Below are 22,886 nucleotides of genomic sequence, written 5' to 3' on the forward strand. Positions count from 1 at the left end.
TAAAAGATTTATTTCATTCACTATCACATTTTAGTCCATCTAACACTACGGAAGTAATACAGTGAATTTCTACTACAGGATCCAGACGTTCTCTAAAAATGATCCAATCGTAGATCGTTCCGCGCATGCAACGTGTGACGAGCATTGAAATCTCATCAACCGAAAGCTCTCGTTTAAACTCATTTCGTTCTACTCCTTCTTCTACATAAGAGCGAATGATTTGATACAGTTGGCGATTTTGGTCAGTTAAATAGTGTTCATCATCTATCGTTAATGCCAGTGCGCTTGTGTAAATCGTATGAATGAAATCTTTTCCTAAGACATCCCTTAAATACGTCATTTGGCCTTTATAAAAAAGAAGAATTTTTTCTGAAGCCTTGAGATCAGCGGGAATGCTAGGAATGAATGATAGATAAAATTCATCGATATCTTTAAATTTTTCTAAGAAGACATCATATTTCGAATTAAAATGAACGTAGAATGCCCCTTTGGAAACGTTACATGCTTTTGCGATACTTTCTACCGTTACATTATCGAAACCTCTTTCATGGAAAAGCTCTAGGCCTTTTTCTAGGAGGTTTTTCTTCGTCTCTTGCGCTTTTAATTGACGGGGTGTAAGTTCTATCATGTTCTGTTCCTCCTTTACCATGTTTGTTAACAGGATACCATGTTAGCAGGTTTATTTAAAATTTTTAGAAAATGGGTTGACTAATTGGATAATTCTAGATACTATTGAGTGACTGTAGTATGTGACTACGGTATGTGAAATAAATTAAGGATCATTATGTAATTATTAATCGTTTACAAATTGTTAGGTTTCTATATTTTTTTATTGTTAATGACAACGCTTACATTTTTATGAGCGAATTAAAAAGGAGGAATATGTATGGCGAATGAAAAGAAGATTGGTTTTATTGGGCTTGGAAATATGGGTTTCCCGATGGCGCGTAATTTATTGAAAAAAGGCTACTCCGTTTACGCTTTGGATATCAATAAAGAGTCGGAACAGAGCTTTGGAGAATTAGGGGGGCATGTGGGTCTTACCACTGCTTCGTTACTCAAGGAAGTGGATCTCGTTTTCACCAGTCTACCTACTCCTGCTATTGCGGAAAATGTGTATTTAGGTGAAGAGGGAATTGTGAATAGTGCTACGAAGCCAGTAGTATTAGTGGATTTAAGTACGATTTCACCTGAGCTGAACAGGAGAATTGAAATAGAGGCATTGCAACAAAATCTTGAATACTTGGGCGCGCCGGTAAGTGGAAGTGTCAGTGGTGCGGTGAACGCTACGTTATCCATTATGGTAGGTGGCGAAAAAGAAACGTTTGAATCGGTACTGCCTCATTTACAAGCTATTGGATCGAATGTATTTCATGTAGGAAAAGATCCGGGTGTTGGTACTATTGTAAAGCTCATCAATAATATGATGGCGGGTATCCACAATCAAGCAGTTGCGGAAGCTCTCTCACTAGCGAAGCTTGCGGGTGTTAATCAGGATATCGTCTATGACATCGTTAACGTCAGTTCGGGCGCGAGTACAATTCTTACGCGTAACTACAAGACGTATATTTCACAGGATGAGTACAATAAAGGTGCATTCACGACTTCATTATTATTAAAAGATTTGAAGCTTGCGAAACATGTATCAGATTCACTTAACGGAGAGCTACCGATTACTTCGCAGCTGATTAAATATTATGAAGAAGAAGTAGAAAAGGGTCATGCTCATGAAGATATGTCTTCTTCGTATTTGATGATTCAAGACAAGTTGAATCATCAAAAGCAAAACGTATAAGAGAATTCATTATAAATTAGGAGGAATAGATCTATGCAAAAAACAGATGTAAAGACGTTAACTCATTTTATTAATGGTGAAGAGGTTGAAGGCAAGAGTGGACGTTTTGGAGATGTCTTTAATCCTTCCACTGGAGAGAGGATTGCAAAAGTGCCATTGGCTTCAACAGAAGAAGTGAATGAGGTCGTGAAGCTAGCGAAAGAAGGGTTTACGCACTGGTCTAAGATTTCAGTTGGAAAACGAATGGAAGTACTTCACAAGTTCCGTGCCCTACTTGTAGAAAATACGGATCGATTGGCCTATGCAATTGGTGAAGAGAACGGAAAAACGCTCTCTGATGCAGCAGGTGAAATCTCACGTGGTATCGAGTCGGTGGACTTTGCGATTGGTGCTCCACACTTGTTAAAAGGTGAGCACTCGGTGAATGTGGGGGGAGAAATCAATTCGTATTCCATGCACAAGCCATTAGGTGTTGTAACATGTATTTCACCATTTAACTTCCCGGTAATGGTACCTGTCGCGATGAGTACGATGGCGGTGGCAGTAGGTAACGCGATGATTCTGAAACCTTCAGAAAAGGTTCCTCATTCTGCATTAATTCTTGCGGAGCTATGGTCTAAAGCGGGATTGCCAGCTGGTGTTTGGAATGTGGTCAATGGCGATAAAGAAGCTGTCGATGCCCTGCTTACGAATAAAGACGTTATGGCTGTTAGCTTTGTAGGGTCGACACCGGTAGCTGAAGCAGTTTATGAAAAAGGAACAAAAAATCATAAGCGTGTACAGGCATTTGGTGGCGGAAAGAATAATATGGTCATCATGCCGGATGCGGATATCGATACAGCGGTGAATTCATTCCTTGGCGCAGCTTACGGTGCCGCATCACAAAGGTGTATGGCAATTTCTTCTGCGATTCCTGTAGGTCAGAAAACAGCTGAAGCATTTGTTGCCAAGCTAACAGAAAAAGTGAATGAACTGAAAGTCGGAAAGTTCGATGACAAAGAAGCAGATTTCGGACCTGTGATCAGTGCTGAAGCAAAAGCGAGTGTAGTGAAATCCATCGATTTGGCTATAGAAGAAGGAGCCGTCCTAGCTGTGGACGGACGAAATCCTAAAGTAGCGGATGAAGGAGGCTATTACTTAGCACCAACGTTGCTTGATCATGTAACAACAGACATGAGTGTGTACAAGGAAGAAGTCTTCGGTCCTGCACGAATCGTGGTTAGGGTAGATACGCTCGAACAAGCGATTGATCTAATTAATGAGCACGAATATGGTAATGGCGTGACGATCTTTACCAACAGTGGAAGCGCTGCACGGACGTTCACGGATCAAATCGAAGTGGGAATGGTAGGGGTAAATGTTCCGATTCCCATTCCAGTTGGTTACCATAACTTCGGTGGATGGAAACGCTCCAGATTTGGTGAAGGGCAAATGTTTGGTCCGGATACGGTTCGCTTCTTTACGAAAACCAAAACCGTTTCTGAGAGATGGTTTGATACTTCTTATAATGATGAAAGCAAAACAGATTTCGACTTCCCAAGTAGTTAATTGACCATAAGCAGGATCGTAGTGAATATTTAACTCCGATCCTGCTATTTTTCTAAATTAAAGTCGTTTTATTTTGAATAGTACATAGTCAGTTGGAGGAGGGGTAGTATGTTAGGGATATTTATAGGTTTAGTGTTACTCATGGTATTGGCTTATAGAGGTTGGTCGATCATCTGGATTGCACCGATTTGTGCAGGAATCGTAGCATTATTCGGTGGATTAAACTTATTGGACGCGTATACGGATACATATATGACAGGGTTCGTTAACTTTGCAAAGCAATGGTTTCCGGTATTTATGTTGGGGGCAATTTTTGGGAAGTTGATGGAGTACAGCGGAATGGCCCATTCAGTAGCTATTGGAATTTCACGCGTTTTTGGTAAAGAGCGTGCAATCATTGGTGTCATTGTGGCAGCAAGTGTATTGGCTTACGGTGGTGTGAGTGTGTTCGTTGTTGTATTCGCAGTCTATCCATTGGCTCTGAATATGTTCCGTGAAGCAAATATTAGCAGACGTCTTCTTCCAGGAGCGATTGTAGCGGGGATGATGACATTCGCCATGACGGCATTGCCAGGTACACCGCAAATTCAGAATCTGATCCCGACACAGTACTTTCATACGACGGCGGCAGCGGCTCCGATTATCGGACTTGTTTCATCGGCGTTCATGATTGTCTGTTCCATATTGTATTTGAATCGTAGAGTACGAGTGTTAAGAGAAGCAGGGGAAGTTTTCGAAGAACGTGAAGAGGACTTGAATGCTGAACCACGTACGAACTATCCACATATCATACTTTCGTTATTACCTTTACTGGCTGTTATTATTACATTGAACTTTTTAAAATGGGATATTGTCATAGCCTTGGCAACGGGCATTGTTCTAATTTTACTCATTTCTATTAGAGAATTCAAAGGCTTCACAAAAGCCGTAAACAGTGGAGCGAGCGATTCTGTTATGGCGATGATCAACACGAGTGCCGCAGTAGGATTCGGAACGATTGTACGATCCGTTCCGGGCTTTGAAAAGTTAAGCGACGCGATTTTAGGAATCAATGCAAACCCTTTAATCTCTGAAGCCATTGCGGTAAACGTTTTAGCAGGAGCGACAGGGTCAGCTTCCGGTGGTCTTGGTATCACATTAGAAGCACTAGGCTCGCATTACTATGAGATTGCAACCACTACGGGTCCTGCGCCCGAAGCCTTTCACCGCATTGCATCGATTGCATCGGGTGGATTGGATTCTCTTCCTCACAACGGGGCGATCTTGACGATTTTAATTGTGACAGGTATGACCCACAAGGAATCGTATAGAGAGATGGGTGTGATCGCGATAGTGTTCCCTATGCTTTCATTGATTCCTGCGATTGCGCTTGGGATTATGGGGATTTATTGATGGTGTTCGCAAACGGTACCAGGTCCCCACACAACTTCTAAACTATTCAGACAACCCAGTGTATCGCGCCAAAAGACTTCTAATCCAGTACATTAGAAGTCTTTTGGTATTTCATTATATTGAGATTAAGGGAACGCTTCTAGAATGTCCTTACTTTTCTGGCGGTTCAAAATATCCTCTATGTCCATCAAACAATAATGCACGTAGGCTTCTGTAGTTTTCTCGAATGGTTGAGGTAGGCAGTGTGGGAGTTTTGATGTATCTAGATACGGATAAGGTGACGGTGCAGAAGAGTGATAGTAGGGGAATGTGCTGAATGGATAATCAGCCAAATGCTTGACCAAAGGTGTTTTTATTGTGATCGGATTGCGGTGAATATAGCGGCTTACAGCGAGCATTGCGTATGGAGATTTTACTTCTTTAGAATAATATCGGCCCTGATAAAGTTGTCCAATATATCCATAACGTTTAGAGTAATAATCGCTGTATTTTCGATTGATATGCCGCATGATTTTAGATAGGCTGTCTTCAGATTGAAGTAGAATATGATAGTGATTGGTCATGATACAGAACGCGAAAATTGTGAATTGATAATAGATAGATGCATGGCCTATGCATCGCATCAGATGCCACATATCATCTTCCGTGTTGTAGATGTTCTGTCGGTTATTGCCACGCATGACGACATGGTAGTTTGCATTCGGCCTCCAATTCCGTTTACGTCTTGCCATTAACCTCTCCTCCTATTATTTTGTGAATATATTGAGTATAGTGGAGAAGTTTTATTTTGGTCAAAAGAGTGAAATTGAATTTTGGAAAATGGAAAGTGCGTACGAATAACGTTATAGGTTTGAAGAATTGAATTTTTGCAGCTGTTACAGTAGAAGAATTTAATTCCTGAGTGAATTGAGTTCGAATTGTGTGAGGACCTGGTACCGTATCGTATCACAGCTGAATTGTGTTCGAATTGTGTGAGGACCTGGTACTGTGTCGGTATCACAGCCGAATTGTGTTCGAATTGTGTGAGGACCTGGTACCGTATCGTATCACAGCCAAATTGAGTTCGAATTGTGTGAGGACCTGGTACTGTGTCGTATCACAGCCGAATTGTGTTCGAATTGTGTGTGTACCTGGTACCGTATCGTAGAACCTGGCACCGTATCGAATGAATCAAAAAGCTGCTACGAGACGACCATATCATACGGTCGACTCGCAGTAGCTTAAAGTGGTTTCTATATATGGATCAAAGGCCGATTGCGGATTGGTTTCGAAGCGCTAGAAGGTCTTTTAACGATTCTACTTGTTCGTCAGGCAACGCAATCATCGGTAAACGAACGCCACCAACCGGTACGCCCGTCAAGTTCAGCGCGGCTTTTGTAGGAGAAGGGTTCGGTGCAGCGAACATCGCTTGCATGATCGGCAATAGGCCACGATAAATGGTAGCAGCTTGCTTGGTATTGCCGGTCTTGAAGTGGTGCATCATTTCTTGCATTTCATTTCCTATAATATGAGCAGAAACCGACACAATGCCTGTGCCGCCAATAGCGAGTACAGGAAGTGTAGACGCATCATCACCTGTGTAGACAAAGAAGTCATCTCCGGTATGTTCAATGATCGCCGCAACGGCTTCTAGATCACCACTTGCTTCTTTGACAGACGTAATATTCGATACGTTGTTAGCCAATCGGATAATCGTTTCGGGCAACATATTCACGGCACTACGTCCTGGGATGTTATACAGCATGACTGGTAATGTAGTCGTTTGTGCAATCGTCTTGAAGTGCTGGTACAATCCTTCTTGACAAGGCTTATTATAATACGGGACGACAAGCATAATTCCGTCGACGCCAGCTTCTTCTGCTTGGATCGTCAAGTCGATGGATTCTCTTGTACTGTTTGTTCCTGTACCTGCAATAACTGGCGCGCGACCTGCCACGGTTTGCACAGTGAATTTGAATAGTTCTACTTTCTCTTGTGCAGTAAGAGTAGGGGATTCTCCTGTCGTACCTGCGACAACTAGTGCGTCTGTTCCATTGGCTAGTAAGTGATTGATTAAGTTTTGTGTTGCTGGGTAATCGATGTCTCCTCTTTCATCAAACGGAGTAACCATCGCTGTCATAATTGATCCGAAATTCATTATTCTCCACATCCTATCATTTTATTAAAAAACATAGAGGTGGGGGCGGTACGTAATTGAACGCAAAAAGCAACAACGAGGGCTCGCTGTTGCGTTGAAATAATGAATTATTTCTTTGCACGAGATAGCCCACCATATAGTTTCCTATATGACAATCCTGCACTTGTTCAGTCCAGAATCAGCTTGGAGATCATGAGTGTCTCGCCGCTTCGGCAAATTCCCCTTTCCACAATCTTCACAGAACCTCATGATTCTCTGATTGTGTACTAATGGTTTTTGCGCCTCTATCCTTACTCCGAAATTATCGAAATAAGTGAAAGTTTAATTAATCCCTACTCTACTTGTTATCTGAAGAAATAGCAACCTTAACATTTCTAGATGAATGTTCTGTCTATCGATGCCACTTCGTGCAACAATGGGTCAACAAGTGTACGAAAGTCGCCTCATTCCTTCGACAATTCACTGCCCAGTATTGTGTTAGCCTCCAAAAAGTGCTATCTTATCAGTATAATAGCCTAAGGGTAAACTGGGCTTTTCTTGCTTGATTTATGCATTACATAAGTTTTCTGAAAAGGGGAATTCGATGAGTACTATACATGAGTCCGCGAATAACAGGCCGGAAGAGTTACAGCGCATATTGGATAAAGAATTATTACAGTTGGAGAAAATTACGATTGAAGATTTCGAAGTAGATCCTATCGAGAAGCCCGTCACACAAGAAGATTTAAAACAATTTCAGCAATTTACATCGACGAGTTTTCGCTCCCTAGAAGAATTGTTGGAGAGCAATCAAGCCGTCTTGCCCGTTGATGAGGCCATCACGCGTTTGCAAGATGAAGCATTGCAAGACCGCGTCCAAATGGCAAAACGCGCGGTGCAAATCTTTAGTTTATTTGAAGACGTGCGTCAAACGGTTGATCCTGCATCTGTCGATTTACTTGCACAATTGGATGCCGTGATGGATCAAGCGCAGCTTTTACTTGAAGAAATCGGTATAACAGAGTTACCGGTGTACGATGAGTATTTCGATGAAAGCTATATGGAAGCGGTTGGCACTATACCCGAAGAAGAAGCACAAGGGATCGAGCGTTTTAAAGTGGCGGCTGTATTCCGCAGAGCCTTTTCAATAGAAGGTCAAGTCATTCAAGATGCACTAGTGAAAACGGTTTCGTAAAAGGGGGAACGTTTATGACGAGCATAACAATTGATCAATGGGTGAGTCACTACGTACGCCCGTTTAGTAGGTGGAGGTGATTCAATGAGTTCATTTACTAACGTTCCTATGCTAATTCAGCAAATGCAACAAGAGATACGACAGAAACGTTACACGATGGCACTTGATACGATACGGGAATTGGAAAAGTTGAATGTTAGCCGCAAGCAGATTCTGTGGCATAAAGCGTTGCTTGAGAGTAAGGTCGGAAATTTGCATGTGGCATTAGCTTACCTGAAGGAACTAGATAGCGACGAGTCACATGCCATTAAATTGAAGCAAACGATTACCGACAATTGGGACACGTATACGCAGGTCATCGATGAATACAACCATGCAGTGTCGGAAATTCAGCTAGGATTTGGTGAAAACGCACTACATATTATTGATCACGCGATTCAACTGGCAGGAAAACTGCCCGTCCCGATTGAATTATATCGTATGAAAACGGTCTTGTTGGCGCGTTATGAAAGCGGTACTTTATCTCGTTATACGGCGGGGCTACCTTTGTATGTACTCGACGATCCGACTATCAAACGTGCTGTGGCGGCAGAACCTCCACGTCCAGATATCGCACGACCGGTTCCTAAACCTAGGCGCAAACGTAAGCTGAAAAAAGAGGCGGTAGTGCTATTCGCTAGTATTGCGACCGTGCTGTTAGTATTTTTCGTCTGGTTACTAGCGAATCTACTGACACAGCCTGAAACCGCTACGGAGTCACCCACTACAGCACCGGTGAAAAAACCGGCTATTACGGAGACTGTGTCTAAGAAAGAAGAGCCGGTTGAAAAAAGAGTAGAAGTGGTAGAGCCAAAAGAAGAAACGGAGCTTGCATTCGTTTCAAATGAAGCAGCGAATATGTATTATAATGAAGGCTATAGGCAATTCGTAAAGGAAGACTTCCCAGCAGCTGTTGCGTATTTAGAATACGCTGTGCGCACGGAAGAAAGTGATTACTTCACGGACGATGCATCGTACTTCCTAGCTTCGAGTTATTTACGCGAGCAGAAGTATGAAGATGTCGTGGAGGTCGCGAAAGCATTCCGTAAAGAACAAGATGTGAATTATATGGAATCACCTTACCGAGAAGGGATTCGTCTTCAGGAAAGCCGTGCTTTGTGGCAGCTCGGTGAAGAGGCACAAGCGGTTTCGATTTTGGACGAATTGATCAACAAGCCCGATGAAGACTGGGTGACGTATGAAGCAAGGGCTATGAAGAAGTTTGTAGTAGAAGGCGAGAGTGGGGATGACGAAGAAGCTAGCTGAGTTAGCTTGTGACCGCGCTACTCCACAAAAAAGAGGAGCAACCCGCGAAGTCAGCTGACTTCGCGGGTTGCTCTTCTTTCATTCTTGTGATTTAATCAACTCAATATTATGCTTCTCCCACTCGGTCATTTTTCCATCGAAGGATGGATTCGGTTCGTACCAAGACTGTGAGCCAAAGTAGTTCTGCAGTTCTTTTGATTTGAATACATAGCCGTGCCGTGCATAGATTTCATTGCGCGCTAAACGTAAATCATCTTTTGACAGTCCTTTTAAATCGGAAGTATCGAGGAAGACATCACCGCTGTACGAGATGATGAAATGGTCGTTTGAACCGCCAACTGGTACTTCTTTAATCACTTCTTTGACAATTACCGTTTCGACAGGTTCTTCTTTTACGACGTCGTTTTGCACGACTGGCAAATCGTTGTCGGTTTCCGTATTGGTTGCGATCGCCAATTCTTTGATCGAATCAAAAGCGAGATGAACCGATTGCTTCGCTCCGAATACGTTTGCTTGAATTTCTTCGCGCACGCTTTCATCATTCAAAGTGGTCGTCATTTTGATTGGATATATCCCTGCCATATACGGGCCAAATTCTGCTTGTTCTTTACTTTTTTTGATATAGCCCATCTCTGTATCATGAATTGACAGGACGGTTTCCTCCCCGATAGATTTCACTTTGAGAATATAGCCCGTCGGATTGATCGTATAGCGCGGGAAGAGGCCGAATCGTTTTCCTGTTATGCGCATGGAGAACATGCCTTCGTCGGTCTTTTCTTTTAAATTAGTTTCTACTACTTGAACGATAGAAGGGTTTTTTTCCACCAATGTAAGCAATGCTCCAATACTTTCTGCATTGATCGAAATACGACTATCTTTCGGCACAATCAATTCATGCAAAGCATCATGATCCTGCTCGATCAGCGCTGAAATAAAGTGCTCAGTTGTTGCCTTACGACCGTATTTAGTTTCCATAGCGTAATAGCTTGTAATCGCGACTAGCACAATAGCTAGTAATAAAATCGGGTACACTGGTGTTTTCAGTAACGACCGTTTTTTATTGGAATAGCGTGATGCCAGAAATGCTTTGCAGTGTGTACAGTACTCTTGCTGTTTTCTATTCATTTCATTACATATCGGACATTTTTTCATATAAATTCTCCTACTTCATGCTATGGCTCTCTCTTTTAAAATGAGTATAGATACCAATGTAGTCAAGATTATACTATGACTGACGGGATTATTCTAGACGTAAGGCAGGTAGTGGCATAAAGGAAGTAGGCCGTAGAGTATTTAGGAAAGTGGGTTTCTCAAAATATCTCAGGTAAAGTAGTCCTATCTAACGTATAGGATGTATGAAGATGGTAAATGGTGAGTTATAATGGTTTAAAAGAATCCCATATTGCTAAAGTGTGACAGGGAAGAAAAGAGGGTCGAATGAAAAGACAGCATCATCTACTTTTGATTATATGCATTGGATGGATGGCGGTATTTGGTTTACAAGAAATAGTTAGTGCGGAAGTGATTTCAAATGAGTTACTGGTAGAGTATGAAAATAATCGCCAAACGTTTTCTATAGACGAAAACTTATCGGGTGTAGAAAACCGCGAAACTATTACAGACGAAGTGGAGTTATGGAGCTTTACAGATTCTGCTGAGATGCTTCTGATGAAGGAACAACTTCTCGAAGATCCAAATGTTTTACATATTGAACCGAATTATGAGCGCTCTTCACATGTCGTATTCAACGATCCTCTTCTTGTGAAGCAGTGGTGGATTCCACAACTAAAGCCGCAGTTGATGTGGTCTAGGGTGCAAGAGCAAAAGAAAAATACCGTCGTAGCCGTCATTGATTCTGGTATTGATCTATATCATGAAGATTTACAAGGGCGAATACAGCCAGGCGGTTATAATTTTTACGCAGATAATACGAATGTTCAGGACGTCAACGGCCATGGAACCGCAATCGCAGGCGTCATTGCGGCTAGGGCTGGGAATCATCTAGGGGTAGTGGGAATTACAGGAATATATGATACCAAAGTATTGCCGTTGAAAGTCTCGCATCTGAACGGGCTCAGTAAAGTGTCAGATAGTATCCAAGCGATTGATTACGCCATCAAGAAACAAGTCGACGTGATCAACATGAGTTACGGAAGTAGCCAAGCTTCCCAATTGGAGGAAAAAGCGATACAGCGTGCAGTGGAATCGGGTATTACGGTCGTTGCGTCTGCAGGAAACGATGCAATGGAGGGAAATTCCATCATGTTTCCTGCATCCTACGCTTCTGTAATTTCAGTGGGGGCAACAGAAAGAGATAATCAGCGCGCTTACTTTTCAAACTATAACTCTCACGTTAGCTTAGTTGCTCCAGGTGCGGCAATCTATACAACAACAATTAATAATAGCTATAAGTCAGTCAGTGGAACTTCTTTTTCAGGACCTATGGTAGCAGGCGCAGCGGCGTTATTGAAATCTATAAAGCCCGAAGCGACGCCCACTGAGATTAGACGGTTACTTGAAACGACCGCGACAGACTTAGGGGCGCCGGGAAAAGACATTCATTTCGGTGCGGGATTAGTTAATATAGAACGACTTAGCAACGCATTGCTGAATGAATTTAAGGGCGATTTTCCTGAACTGCATGTACAACCAAATAAGGTATTCAAAATCAAGTTCACTAGTGCATTGCTACTGGAAGAAGACTATGCTCGACATATTTACATTACCCGTTCGCCAAATAGCACAGAACGTATCGAAAGTTTTACAGCGAAAGTGGATCCTTTAAATAGTAAGCAATTATTCATTACACCAACTACTGAATGGCCACAAGGGGTTCATTATTTACGTGTGGATCAAGGTGCGCAAAATAAGAATGGAGTTGCGATGAAGAAGTCATTTGCTGTGAAGTTTACCGTACTGCCTCACTAATCGAATATCATCGGAAAAGGCTATTGCGGTCCGTCATGGAGACTCTCGCAATAGCCTTTTGAGTATTTTATTTCGTTAATTTAGAGAACATTTCTCCCGTATTGATATCTAAGATCATCTCATCCACTTCAGGTTTCGTCTTGATCATTTCCATTTCATGTAGCCAGTCCCGTACTTCTTTCCAAGACGTTTCATCCAGCGTGCCAAATGCTTCACCATCTGTATCCATCTTAGGTAATAACACTTGTAAACTTTCCGTTTCGATTGCTTTGTCTAGCGGGAAGTTTGCTTGATCTTGGTTGTTCAGCAAGAGGTCGAGTGCTTCTTCGGGCTGTTCTACCATAAATTCATAGCCTTTTTGAGCTGCTCGCCAGAAAGCCTGGATGGCGTCTTGTTCTTTATCCCATGTATCATCACTCGTCAACAACACGATTTCACTATAATTCGGCACGCCATAGTCTACTGGATTAAAGTAGCGCGTTTTGAATCCTTTCGAGTCCATAACAGGCACTTCGTGGTTAATAAATGTTCCTGTTACGGCATCGACGCGTTTCGAAACGAGTGAAGATTCCAATTCAAATCCAACATCGATCATATTCACTTTGTCATAATCGCCACCGTCATTCGTTACCATCGTTTTAATCAGAGATTCGTTCAGTGGAATTCCAGGATAGCCAACTGTTTTGCCTTCGAGATCTTTAGGTGATTGAATCGAGCTTTCTTCCAACATGACTGTGTAATTAAGCGGCTCACGTACGATGGAGGCAATCGCTTTAACCGGAATATTTTCATTTGCTTGCGCTAAAATGACGTCCGGTTGGTAATACAATCCAAGTGTCACTTTACCAGCTGCGGTCAAGTTCATTGGGTCGGTCGGATTGGCAGGGAATTGAATGTCCACTTCCACGTTTTCTTCATTAAAAAATCCTTTTTCTTGCGCAACATATATATAGCTATGTACGGCATTCGGATACCAGTCGAGCATAATGCTGACTTTTTTCTTTTCATTGTTCGGTGTCTCTTCTTGATTGGCAGGGGTTGTATCATTTGTACATCCCACTAGAAGTAGAAGAAGACACGTGATGCTAAGGAACAGACGTTTTTTCATTGATGATTCCTCCATTGTAAAAAGTATTTTTCTATTACGACAACGAGTAAAAAGAAGATAATGCCTACTGCCGAAAGCAAGACGATCGGTGCGAATACAGCAGCACTATCAAATTGCGTCATCATTCTTCTGCTGAAATACCCAAGTCCTGCCTGCGCGCCTAACCATTCTCCAATGGCCGCACCGATTACGCTAAGTGTGACCGCCACTTTGAGTCCAGAGAAGAAAGATGGCAAAGCGGAAGGTAGGTCTAGCTTATAGAAGATATCTTTGGCGGATGCGCCCATTGTCAACATTAACTCACGTAAGTTCTTATCTGACGAGCGTAAGCCGTCGAATACGCTGACGGTGATCGGGAAAAAAGTGATCAAGACGGTGACTGCGACTTTACTCCAAATGCTGTAGCCGAACCACAAGACAAAAATCGGTGCAAGCGCAATGACAGGAATCGTTTGCGACGCGATCAAAATAGGGTAAAATGCTTGCTCAATTGGTTTCTTACTATACATCGCAATCGCTAGTGTGGATCCGATGATGATCGAAATCGATAAGCCGATCAAAATAGTTAAAGCAGTCGGAGGTAAGTGATGGATAAACAGCTCCGTTTTCAGCTCCCATAATCTAATCAGAATCGCTGAAGGGGACGGAAAGAGGAAACTTTTGTCGTAAAGTCGCGCTGCGATTTCCCATACGCCAAGTAGCATCGCGACGAGAAGTATAGACCAACTATACGAAGTCATCTTCTTCATAGCCGCGCCTCCGAACGAAGCTCGCTGATCAGTTGCTCTTTCAGTTCCATCAGTTCCGGTCGTGCCAAGTCTCGCATAGTGCGTGGTCGGCTGAGAGGTACGACGACTTCGCGAATCGCCTGTACCGGTTTTTCAGCAAGTACAAAGATGCGATCAGATAGGAATAAGGCTTCGTCAATATCATGTGTGATGAAGACGATCGTTTTATCGAGCTTCTGCCATTGATCGATTAGCCACTCTTGCATCGTCAGCCGCGTGATCGCATCTAGTGCACTAAATGGCTCGTCCAATAATAAAATATTTGAGCCGGTCAGGATTGTGCGCAAAAAAGAAACACGTTGTCGCATCCCGCCTGATAAGTTTCCAGGATAGGCGTTTTCTTCTCCTGCCAGTCCGAAGTCAGCAAGTAACTGGATGATTTCATCGGAAGAAGGTTTACGTTTTTGAAGCTCTACAGGTAATTGAACATTTTCAAGAATCGTCCGCCACGGCATGAGTAAGTCTTGCTGCGGCATATACCCAACCTTGCCTAACCGCTTCGTTGTCACTACTCCGTCCAATAAAATCTGTCCACTGTCAGGGTTCTCTAGGCCAGTGATGAGTCGAAATAACGTGCTTTTGCCATAGCCGCTTGGTCCAATGATGCTAACGAATTCGCCTTCCTTCACGTGCCAGTCAACTTGATCGAAAATAACAGTTGGTTTCGAAGCTTTCGTTGCTTGATAATGAAAAGAGACATTAGTAAACTCTAAAACTTTATTCATCATATTCTTACCACTTCTCATTTCTTAAAAAAATTCACACAAAAAAACCACTTCTCTATGCGAAGCGGTTGCATAGTACGGATAAAATCCGTCATATGTCCACTTCCCTCCGCTAGCATTATCTAGAGCAGGTTCAAGGGTTAAGGCGAACGCCTCTCTCAGCAAAAGCACCCCTAGTGTTTATCCATCTCTTATCGTTACATAGTCTGAAAAGATAGTCAAGATAGCGTTGAGAGAAATCGGTATAGGATAGAAGCCTGTATAATACATGAACCGTCAAATATTACGCTATTGCAATTGTTATGTCGACTCCTTATGATAAAGAGGAGTTTATAGCGTATTTTGGTGTCTTGCTAGTTTGCAAGACTTAAAAAGGAATCAGGTGAAAATCCTGAACGGTCCGGCCACTGTAATTGGAAAGTGACTTCAGACAACCACTGGTATTCGTACTGGGAAGGTTGAAGTTGCGTTTGTATCCAAAAGTCAGGAGACTTACCATAATACCATGCTTACAACCTTCCGGAAAAAGGTGTGTATGTGGTGTTGTATTAGGTACGTCTAAACACGCATCCATCCATCCTTGTCTCTTTCCGGAGGCGGGATTTTTTTATTGAAAAAAATAGGGGGTAGGAGTCGTTGAAGAAAGGTAGTCGAGTAAGTAAGGTATTATCTGTGTTGCTAAGTTTGATGTTGGTATTGTCGTTTGTAACTCCGGTGGTACAAGCAGTTGATACAGGTGTAGAGAATACAAAAGGAACGGTTGCCGAGCAGACAGATGTGGAAGACTTATTAGCTAAAACCGTTCAGTTTTATAAAAACAAAGAGATGAAACTGGATTCGTGGCAAACATTAGTCGGGCTTTACGCAGCAGGTGAAGATCTGAATGATGGCGAGTGGGTATTACCAGAATGGCAAAAAAAAGAGCCAAGTCATTTGGAACCTATACATTATGGTACAGAACATATTCGCTATATCTTCGGGTTACTCGCAATGAACGAAGATCCAGCCGATGCATGGGAAACGAAGCGTAATCTTTATGTAGAATTAGCATCGCAACAAAACAAAGATACAGGCGCATTTGGTGGCATTAATAAACATATGTGGGCATTGCTTGCGATGGATACAGGCGAACGTCTAGGAGCCAATTTAGGCGAGTGGAATAAAGATACGAAACAAAAAGCACTACAATTTTTACTCGATAAGCAAAATGAAGATGGCGGATATTCATTCAGCGGTACGGTTTCAGACCCAGATATGACAGGTATGGGCATGATCGCATTGTCTAATTATCAAGGGGAAGAAGCGGCGGATGCAGCTATTGAAAGAACGAAGGACTTACTACGAGCTAGACAACTAGACTTACAGACGGGTGGATTTAATTCGCCAGGTAAATTTGGAATGGGCGATAATGCCAATTCAACAGCGACAGCGATTTGGGGTCTAGCTGCAGTAAATGAAAACGTACTAGCAGAGAAATGGCATATTGGAAATCAGACAGTAGTAGATGCAATAAAAGGTTTCCAGTTAGAAGATGGCTCATATAAGTGGAAAGTGACTGATAAGAAAACCAACTTAATGGCGACTGAGCAAGTATTACTTGCGCTAGCAGACATAAATGCGGGAAGTTCAGTTTGGAATCGAATTGCTTTAAAAGCAGAGCAGCCTACAGCCCACGTGAAAATCGATGGATTAGATGGCTCTATTCTTTCAGAAACTGAAGTCACATTCGAAGAAGACAGTACGGTTGTACAAGTTGTTGAACAGTTGTTACAGGAACAAGATATTCCTTTTGAGATAGATGAACTGAAAAAGAATTTTGTGTCGATTAATGACATTCAAAATGGAAGCTTACATGGCACTGATCAGTGGGTGGTGGAAGTAAATGAAGGATCATCTACTTCACTAATCGATACTATAGTGAACGAACAGGATAAGATTCACATTTTTTATAAACGCAATGCAGTTTTCAAATCCAACACGAAGTTGAAAGTCGGGGACAAGAATCCGACTATTGAACTCACATTACATGGAGACGCGTTTACGGAAGCGGCCTCAGACGCTAGTAACTGGACTATAGGTAATAGAGGCCTAACAGTTGGCTCCGTTACCGTTGAAAGTAACCAGAAAGTACTTCTACATGTGCAAGGCGAAGTACCAAATGAAGTGTTATCCATAACGGGACTTGCTGAAGCAGTGCATTCAAATGTAAACACTACCGCAAATATATCTTCGGTGGAACCAGTAGTAAGCCGTTCGGTAGACGAGATGCTCGCGGATACGTTACGTTTTTATGAAGTAGAGAGATATAATAAGGATAACTTTAGATGGGGTATGCCGGGAATTAGTTGGACGGAACTGGTTGGATTGGGCGCATCTAGTTCGCAATTAATTGATGGTACAGCACGATTACCAGAGTGGATTACTAAAGATCCAGAATTAAATAGTGACGAGTCAGATACAGACCATATCCGTTATATCTTTGGTTTGCTGGCAGTAGGGAAGGATCCAACTACTGCGTGGGAAACGAATCGTAATCTGTATGCAGAGTTAGCGGCACAACAAAAAGCAGATGGATCAATTGGTCCTATAAATAAACACGCCTGGGCGATGCTCGCTTTAGATACAGGTATGAAGCGTGGGCAGGACGTAGGAACATGGAATGCTGAAGCGAAAGAAAAAGCGTTACAACATTTGTTAAAGCAAGAAAAGGAAAAGGGTGGATTTTCTCTTTCATTAAACGTACAAGACAAAGCTGATCCCGATATGACAGCGATGGTCTTATTGGCACTAGCAAATTATCAAGATGATAGTGCGGTGAATACAGCCATTGAACGAGCAAAACACGTCTTACGCGAACAACAACTGGATACAGCTGGCTGGGGCGCTTGGGGAGAAAACTCCAACAGTATTGCGACTGTCATTTCAGGACTGGTTGCGTCAGGAGAAGACGTTACATCTATCGAATGGCAAAAAGATGGGAAATCACCTGTAGATGCATTAAGCAAATTCCAAATGAAAAATGGAGCATTTGCATTCACTTTACCAGCCGATAAATGGGTCAATACGATAGCTGTCGAACAATCTTTAATTGCACTACAAGAAATTAAAACGGGTAAATCTGTCTGGCAACAATTTTCTGAAGAAGAAACTATAGAGCCACCAGTACATCCAACGAATATTACATTTTCCGTAGAAACACGAACAATGAATATGGGGGATATTATTAGCCCAAAACAGTTGGAAATTGAGTCGGGGGATACGGCGTTCACTGTACTACAACGTGAAGTAGAAAGTGGCTCAATACCAATCAAATTTACTGGTATAGGTCCAACCCTATACGTGAAAAGTATTAATAATGTAGCGGAATTTCATGGCGGTCCGCTAAGTGGCTGGATGTATTCAGTCAATGGTGAATTCCCGCAGTATAGTGCTGGAATTTATGAATTAAAGAAAGACGATATTTTACGTTGGCAGTATACAACGAACTTAGGAGCAGATCTAGGAGATGATTGGAATCCTATACCGAACCCTGAACTCTCACTCAAATCACCTGAAAATGTAAAAGCGACAATTACAGATAGGAAGCTTCAAATTCAAGTGATAGATGAAAAGACTGGAGAACTGCACCCGGCAAAAGTAGAAAAAACAGAAGTGGTTGACGGAAAGATGATCGTTCAAATCGGGGAAGCGGGTAAAGTGCTGGATGCAGTTGAAGGTCTCGAACTGTCTTCAGAAATACTGCAAGTTGTAGTGATCGAAAATGATCAACCCTATACGTATTTCGATTCTGAAAATGAAGTTCAAACGATGAAAGAGTGGACTATCACGTTTTCAGATACATTACAACATGATGCTGCGAACTTAGAAAAAGTAGTCGTGAGAAATGCAATGGGTGAAATGGTTACGGTTTCTACAACACTCGGAGAAGATGGGAAATCAGTAAAAATCAAGCCGATTGCTAGATATACTAAAGGCGAACTCTATTATTTAACGATTACCGAAGTGAAATCAGCAAACGATAAAGTAATCAAAGAACCGATTCGCAAAGTATTTATAATCGAATAAAAAATTGAAGACTATCATACAAGTCAGTACCATATGGCTTGTATGGTAGTCTTTTGTGTAATATCTTGCATTTATCTATAAATCTATGTAATATAATGACTAGAAGACCGAAACGGTATTCCGGTCATTTCTGAAGGAAGTGTCATAATGGATCGTAGAGAAGAAATTATATTGGCGGCTGAAAAATCGTTTACGATGTTTGGATATAAAGCGACGACGATGGATCAAGTAGCGAAGATTGCGAATGTGGGGAAAGGTACAATCTATACATTTTTCTCGAATAAAGAAGAGTTATTTCATTCAATTGTCTGGAAAATGGTTGAAGAAATGAAAAACGTCTCCGAACAGACAGCTAAAGAAGGCGCGTCATTTCAAGAGAATGCCCATGCGCGTATTATGCAATTGTTGAAATTTCGCGAGACCCATCAGTTATTTATTAAATTGATCGAAGAAGAGAAAGAGTTACGAACACCTGCTGTAGGAGACGTGTTAACGTCTATAGAGAAGGAAATATTAAAATTCATTGCAAGAAAGATTGATCGCGGTGTCGCAAAAGGTGAATTAAAGCCATGTGACAGCGAGCTAATTGCATATCTTTTATTCAAAACGTATTTAGCACTAGTTAACGATTGGTCAAAGACGCATCATGAACAACTGACGGAAAAGCAAATCACGGACGTGTTGAACGATACGATCTTTTCCAGTTTGTTAGTGTAACGTGCGAATGACAGAATATAGAGTGAGGGTTTATATTACATGAATAAAATTTGGTTTATAGTTAGACGCGATCTTCGGAATATCTTCAAGAATAAAGCAGCACTCATTGTCATTGCGGCGATTGCATTTCTGCCTTCTCTATATGCTTGGATGAACATCCTTGCTTCATGGGATCCGTATTCCAATACGAAAGGCGTAGAAGTCGCGGTCGTCAGTGAAGACGTAGGTGCGAAAATAGAGGATAAGGAATTCAATGTCGGAGATGAAGTCATCGTCTCGCTGACCAAGAACGATGATCTCGGCTGGCAGTTTGTAACGAAAGAGGAAGCGTTAAAAGGCGTGAAACATGGTGATTACTATGCTGCGATCATCATTCCAAAAGACTTCTCAGAGAATTTAAGCAGTGTCATCACCGACGATATTAAGAAACCCACATTAGATTATTATATCAATGAAAAAATCAATGCAATTTCCCCGAAAGTAGCGGGCAAAGGTGCGTCTGCTATTGTAGAAAATATCGATAAAACATTCGTTGAACAAGCGAATGAAGCAGTCATCAAGGTATTCAATAATCTCGGAGTAGAACTTGAAGGAAATCGTGTGAATATCGAAAAGCTACGTGATTTAATTTATCAATTGGAATTTGACATTCCTGAAATCTATTCAAAGTTAGAACTGATGGATAAAGGCTTGAATTACGCAGACTCTTCTATTGATCGTGTAGATGTTGTGCTTGACGACGTCAATGCCGTGCATGCCAATGCGAAAAAGTTGAACGCACGCTTGGTCAGTAAGTTGCAGGAAAATGAAAAGACCGTAGATAACACATTGCGCGTCATCACATCTAACTTGGAGAGCGCACAGACGGCATTCCGCAAAGTACCTAATTTGACGAGCGAGTTATCAGGCAAAGGTGAAGACATCGATCGTCTTGTCGATTCGCTACGTGATAAGCAAGGCAAACTGGAAGATACGAATGCTCGGTTAGATGATATTTACGATTTTTTAAAGAAACAGGATCAGAATCTAAAAGACTCAACAAATATTAAAGATTTACAGAGTGCCTTGAACAATAGCGCCACAGATTTAAACCGTCTGAAAACGAATTTGGAAACCATCATTTCTGATTTGCAGAGCGGTAACAATCCGGCTACTGATTTAATTACGCAAACACAGGCGTTGTCGGGTAAACTCACTGAAGATATGGATAAAATCAAAGATCATTACGAAAATGTATTATCACCGCAAACTGAAAAGCTCCTGAAGCAGTTGAATGAGCTTTCTGTGAATATCACGGGCTTATTGGATCGTGCGACGGAAGTAAACAGCCGGGCACAAAAAGTCGTTCAAAACTTAATCGATAAGCGTGAATCTATTGATTTCAGCAAATACCAAGAACAACTCGACAGTATGTCTACCGCGATAGAAAGTCAGATTGGTAAAATGGATACCGTCATTACTGTTTTAGAAGCTGCAGGTAAAGTGACAGGCAGTGACAAAATTGGCGGTCTGCAACAAAAAATCATCGCGTTACGGGATCAGTTATCATCGACTAAACAAGTTATTGATCAAGTACAAGCTACTATTAATAAAGGTGAAAAACCTAGCCTCGAGTTGTTGAATCAACTGAACGGTCAGCTACAGGCAAGTCAACAAAAGATTACCGATGCACGCAATCAATTTGATGCAAATAGCCAAAAAGCAATCCAGGATGCGATTGAACAATTACAAACTTTCGATGAAGGACTGCGTGATCGGTTCAATGAACTCCAAGCATCGAAGACAGAAATTGATGACAAGCTTGCAGGATTGCTAGAAACTGCGGAAGATCCTAAAGTTACGATCGGAGTGCTTCAAAAGATGGTTGGCCGTATCGATAGTGGACTGACGGCAATTGGCTCCATTAACAATGGATTAACGGACCTGGAAAAATTCATTAAATCCGATACACTGTCTGCTGAAATCGAACGAATCAAAACGGTTCAAGACAGTTTGTCATCTGCCAATTCATCCGTTGACAGCTTAGTCGGTCGAATCAATGAATCAAAAGCAAACGGTAAGAAACATTTGGCGGAAGTCGACCGTGTATCGGGTGAATTAGATCGTTCGGTTGGAAATGCTATCGATTTTGTCAATAATGATTTGACGAGAAAGTATAAATCTGCGATACGTGATGCTACGAATGCGTTGTATGATGTATCCGATGTACTGGATGAAGTAAACGGTCGGATCCCACGTTTACGTACTGCGCTTGAAAAAGCAGAAGAAGGGATTGCGCTTGGGAAAACAGATTTAGCGAAAGCGCAGAAACACTTCCCAGAAGCTCGCGAAACCATTGAAACGATGGCAGAAAAGATTCGCAAGTTAGAAGAAGACGGAGACTTGGATACATTATTGGATGTGCTGGCAACGGACCCAACAGGCGTCAGTAAGTTTTTCGCTGAACCAGTCGTCTTGAATGAGCACCAGTTATATCCGATTCCAAACTACGGTTCAGCCATGAGTCCGTTTTACACGACGCTTTCATTGTGGGTCGGTGCATTGCTCATGGTATCCACGTTGAAAGTGGATATCCGCGAGAAGACACGATTCAAGAGCTATCAAACGTATCTTGGACGGTTAATTATCTTTGCTGGGATTGGCACGATTCAATCATTGATTGTCACGCTCGGTGAATTATTCATCATGAATGTCTACGTCGTGAACAAGCTACCATTTGTCTTATTCGGCGTATTGATCAGTGTAGTATTCGTTTCCATCGTCTACACACTCGTGTCCGTACTCGGTAACACCGGAAAAGTCATCGCAATCGTTTTGATGGTCATGCAACTCGGTGCATCAGGAGGGACATTCCCCATCCAAATGGCACCCGAGTTCTTCCAACAGATTTCTGCATTTATGCCGTTCACGCATGCGATCACCTTATTGCGTGAATCGATCGGCGGAATTATCTGGGCAGTAGCGTTAAAACAAATCCTCTATCTACTGATCTACTTCGCACTAGCGCTTGTAGCAGGACTTGGATTGAAAAAGTTCTTCAATAAATCGAGTGATAAGTTTATTGAGAAGGCGAAGGAAAGTAATATTGTGATGTGATGGAATGAAGACTGTACAGAAAGTGGCTTTACTAACTTTTTGTACAGTCTTTTCATGTGTAATTAGATTTAGAAGTCTCAATTAAATGGATATACCGGAACTATTACA

The 22,886-nt window shown here is 42.0% G+C and carries 16 protein-coding genes and 3 riboswitches; of the genes, 9 read left to right on the forward strand and 7 right to left on the reverse strand.

Features of this window, described 5'->3' with window-relative positions; genetic code table 11:
• Positions 1–13 precede the first annotated feature (13 nt).
• Positions 14–628 (reverse strand): TetR/AcrR family transcriptional regulator, encoded by a 615-nt coding sequence (locus tag CSV70_RS01140; protein WP_099628300.1) that lies wholly within the window; start codon positions 626–628, stop codon positions 14–16.
• 258 nt (positions 629–886) lie between these two features.
• On the opposite strand from CSV70_RS01140, the gene CSV70_RS01145 reads away from it, so the two are divergent.
• The 3 genes from CSV70_RS01145 to CSV70_RS01155 all read left to right on the forward strand — a co-directional run bounded on the left by CSV70_RS01145 (position 887) and on the right by CSV70_RS01155 (position 4,735).
• Positions 887–1,795 (forward strand): NAD(P)-dependent oxidoreductase, encoded by a 909-nt coding sequence (locus CSV70_RS01145; RefSeq protein ID WP_099660880.1) that lies wholly within the window; start codon positions 887–889, stop codon positions 1,793–1,795.
• A 33-nt stretch (positions 1,796–1,828) separates the two neighbouring features.
• On the forward strand, positions 1,829–3,343 hold the full coding sequence (locus CSV70_RS01150) for a CoA-acylating methylmalonate-semialdehyde dehydrogenase (RefSeq protein ID WP_085132848.1): 1,515 nt from the start codon (positions 1,829–1,831) through the stop codon (positions 3,341–3,343).
• A gap of 108 nt (positions 3,344–3,451) precedes the next feature.
• The gene (locus CSV70_RS01155) at positions 3,452–4,735 is read left to right on the forward strand and encodes a GntP family permease (RefSeq protein WP_099660881.1); all 1,284 of its coding nucleotides are present in this window, start codon (positions 3,452–3,454) and stop codon (positions 4,733–4,735) included.
• Between the two features lie 125 nt (positions 4,736–4,860).
• Here CSV70_RS01155 and CSV70_RS01160 read toward each other — a convergent pair whose 3' ends face one another.
• Positions 4,861–5,466 carry a transposase gene (locus tag CSV70_RS01160; protein ID WP_233191732.1) on the reverse strand — a complete coding sequence of 202 codons (606 nt, stop codon included), beginning with the start codon at positions 5,464–5,466 and terminating at the stop codon, positions 4,861–4,863.
• Between the two features lie 512 nt (positions 5,467–5,978).
• Positions 5,979–6,872, reverse strand: coding sequence for a 4-hydroxy-tetrahydrodipicolinate synthase (gene dapA / locus CSV70_RS01165; RefSeq protein WP_099660882.1), 894 nt, complete (start codon positions 6,870–6,872; stop codon positions 5,979–5,981).
• Between the two features lie 117 nt (positions 6,873–6,989).
• Positions 6,990–7,167: riboswitch (Lysine riboswitch) on the reverse strand.
• Between the two features lie 288 nt (positions 7,168–7,455).
• Here dapA and grpE point away from each other — a divergent pair.
• Both grpE and CSV70_RS01175 read left to right on the forward strand, forming a co-directional pair.
• Entirely contained in the window at positions 7,456–8,046 is a 591-nt protein-coding gene (gene grpE / locus CSV70_RS01170; RefSeq protein WP_085132852.1) for a nucleotide exchange factor GrpE, read from the forward strand.
• Positions 8,047–8,130: 84 nt separating this feature from the next.
• Positions 8,131–9,351, forward strand: coding sequence for a tetratricopeptide repeat protein (locus tag CSV70_RS01175; RefSeq protein ID WP_099628304.1), 1,221 nt, complete (start codon positions 8,131–8,133; stop codon positions 9,349–9,351).
• A gap of 78 nt (positions 9,352–9,429) precedes the next feature.
• Here the strand turns inward: CSV70_RS01175 and CSV70_RS01180 are convergent, their stop codons facing one another.
• Positions 9,430–10,503 (reverse strand): YARHG domain-containing protein, encoded by a 1,074-nt coding sequence (locus CSV70_RS01180; protein WP_099660883.1) that lies wholly within the window; start codon positions 10,501–10,503, stop codon positions 9,430–9,432.
• Positions 10,504–10,788: 285 nt separating this feature from the next.
• Between CSV70_RS01180 and CSV70_RS01185 the strand changes: the two genes are divergently transcribed.
• Positions 10,789–12,279 (forward strand): S8 family peptidase, encoded by a 1,491-nt coding sequence (locus CSV70_RS01185; protein ID WP_099660884.1) that lies wholly within the window; start codon positions 10,789–10,791, stop codon positions 12,277–12,279.
• A gap of 67 nt (positions 12,280–12,346) precedes the next feature.
• Here CSV70_RS01185 and CSV70_RS01190 read toward each other — a convergent pair whose 3' ends face one another.
• The 3 genes from CSV70_RS01190 to CSV70_RS01200 are packed head-to-tail and all read right to left on the reverse strand — an operon-like array spanning position 12,347 to position 14,900.
• Entirely contained in the window at positions 12,347–13,387 is a 1,041-nt protein-coding gene (locus tag CSV70_RS01190; RefSeq protein ID WP_099660885.1) for an ABC transporter substrate-binding protein, read from the reverse strand.
• Positions 13,384–14,136 (reverse strand): ABC transporter permease, encoded by a 753-nt coding sequence (locus tag CSV70_RS01195; protein ID WP_199171582.1) that lies wholly within the window; start codon positions 14,134–14,136, stop codon positions 13,384–13,386. Before CSV70_RS01195 ends, CSV70_RS01190 begins: the two co-directional genes overlap by 4 nt.
• Positions 14,133–14,900 (reverse strand): ABC transporter ATP-binding protein, encoded by a 768-nt coding sequence (locus CSV70_RS01200; protein WP_099660911.1) that lies wholly within the window; start codon positions 14,898–14,900, stop codon positions 14,133–14,135. The genes CSV70_RS01195 and CSV70_RS01200 overlap by 4 nt, the downstream gene beginning before the upstream one ends.
• A gap of 87 nt (positions 14,901–14,987) precedes the next feature.
• Positions 14,988–15,085, reverse strand: a riboswitch (TPP riboswitch).
• 141 nt (positions 15,086–15,226) lie between these two features.
• Positions 15,227–15,414, forward strand: a riboswitch (cobalamin riboswitch).
• 122 nt (positions 15,415–15,536) lie between these two features.
• Between CSV70_RS01200 and CSV70_RS01205 the strand changes: the two genes are divergently transcribed.
• The 3 genes from CSV70_RS01205 (at position 15,537) to CSV70_RS01215 (ending at position 22,778) form a co-directional block, all read left to right on the forward strand.
• Positions 15,537–18,965 (forward strand): DUF4430 domain-containing protein, encoded by a 3,429-nt coding sequence (locus tag CSV70_RS01205; protein ID WP_099660886.1) that lies wholly within the window; start codon positions 15,537–15,539, stop codon positions 18,963–18,965.
• A gap of 147 nt (positions 18,966–19,112) precedes the next feature.
• On the forward strand, positions 19,113–19,682 hold the full coding sequence (locus CSV70_RS01210) for a TetR/AcrR family transcriptional regulator (RefSeq protein WP_099627316.1): 570 nt from the start codon (positions 19,113–19,115) through the stop codon (positions 19,680–19,682).
• A gap of 39 nt (positions 19,683–19,721) precedes the next feature.
• Positions 19,722–22,778, forward strand: coding sequence for a YhgE/Pip family protein (locus CSV70_RS01215; protein WP_099627317.1), 3,057 nt, complete (start codon positions 19,722–19,724; stop codon positions 22,776–22,778).
• The last annotated feature ends 108 nt before the right edge of the window (positions 22,779–22,886 follow it).

The organism is Sporosarcina sp. P25 (assembly GCF_002743235.1).
Taxonomy (GTDB): Bacteria; Bacillota; Bacilli; order Bacillales_A; family Planococcaceae; genus Sporosarcina; species Sporosarcina ureae_B.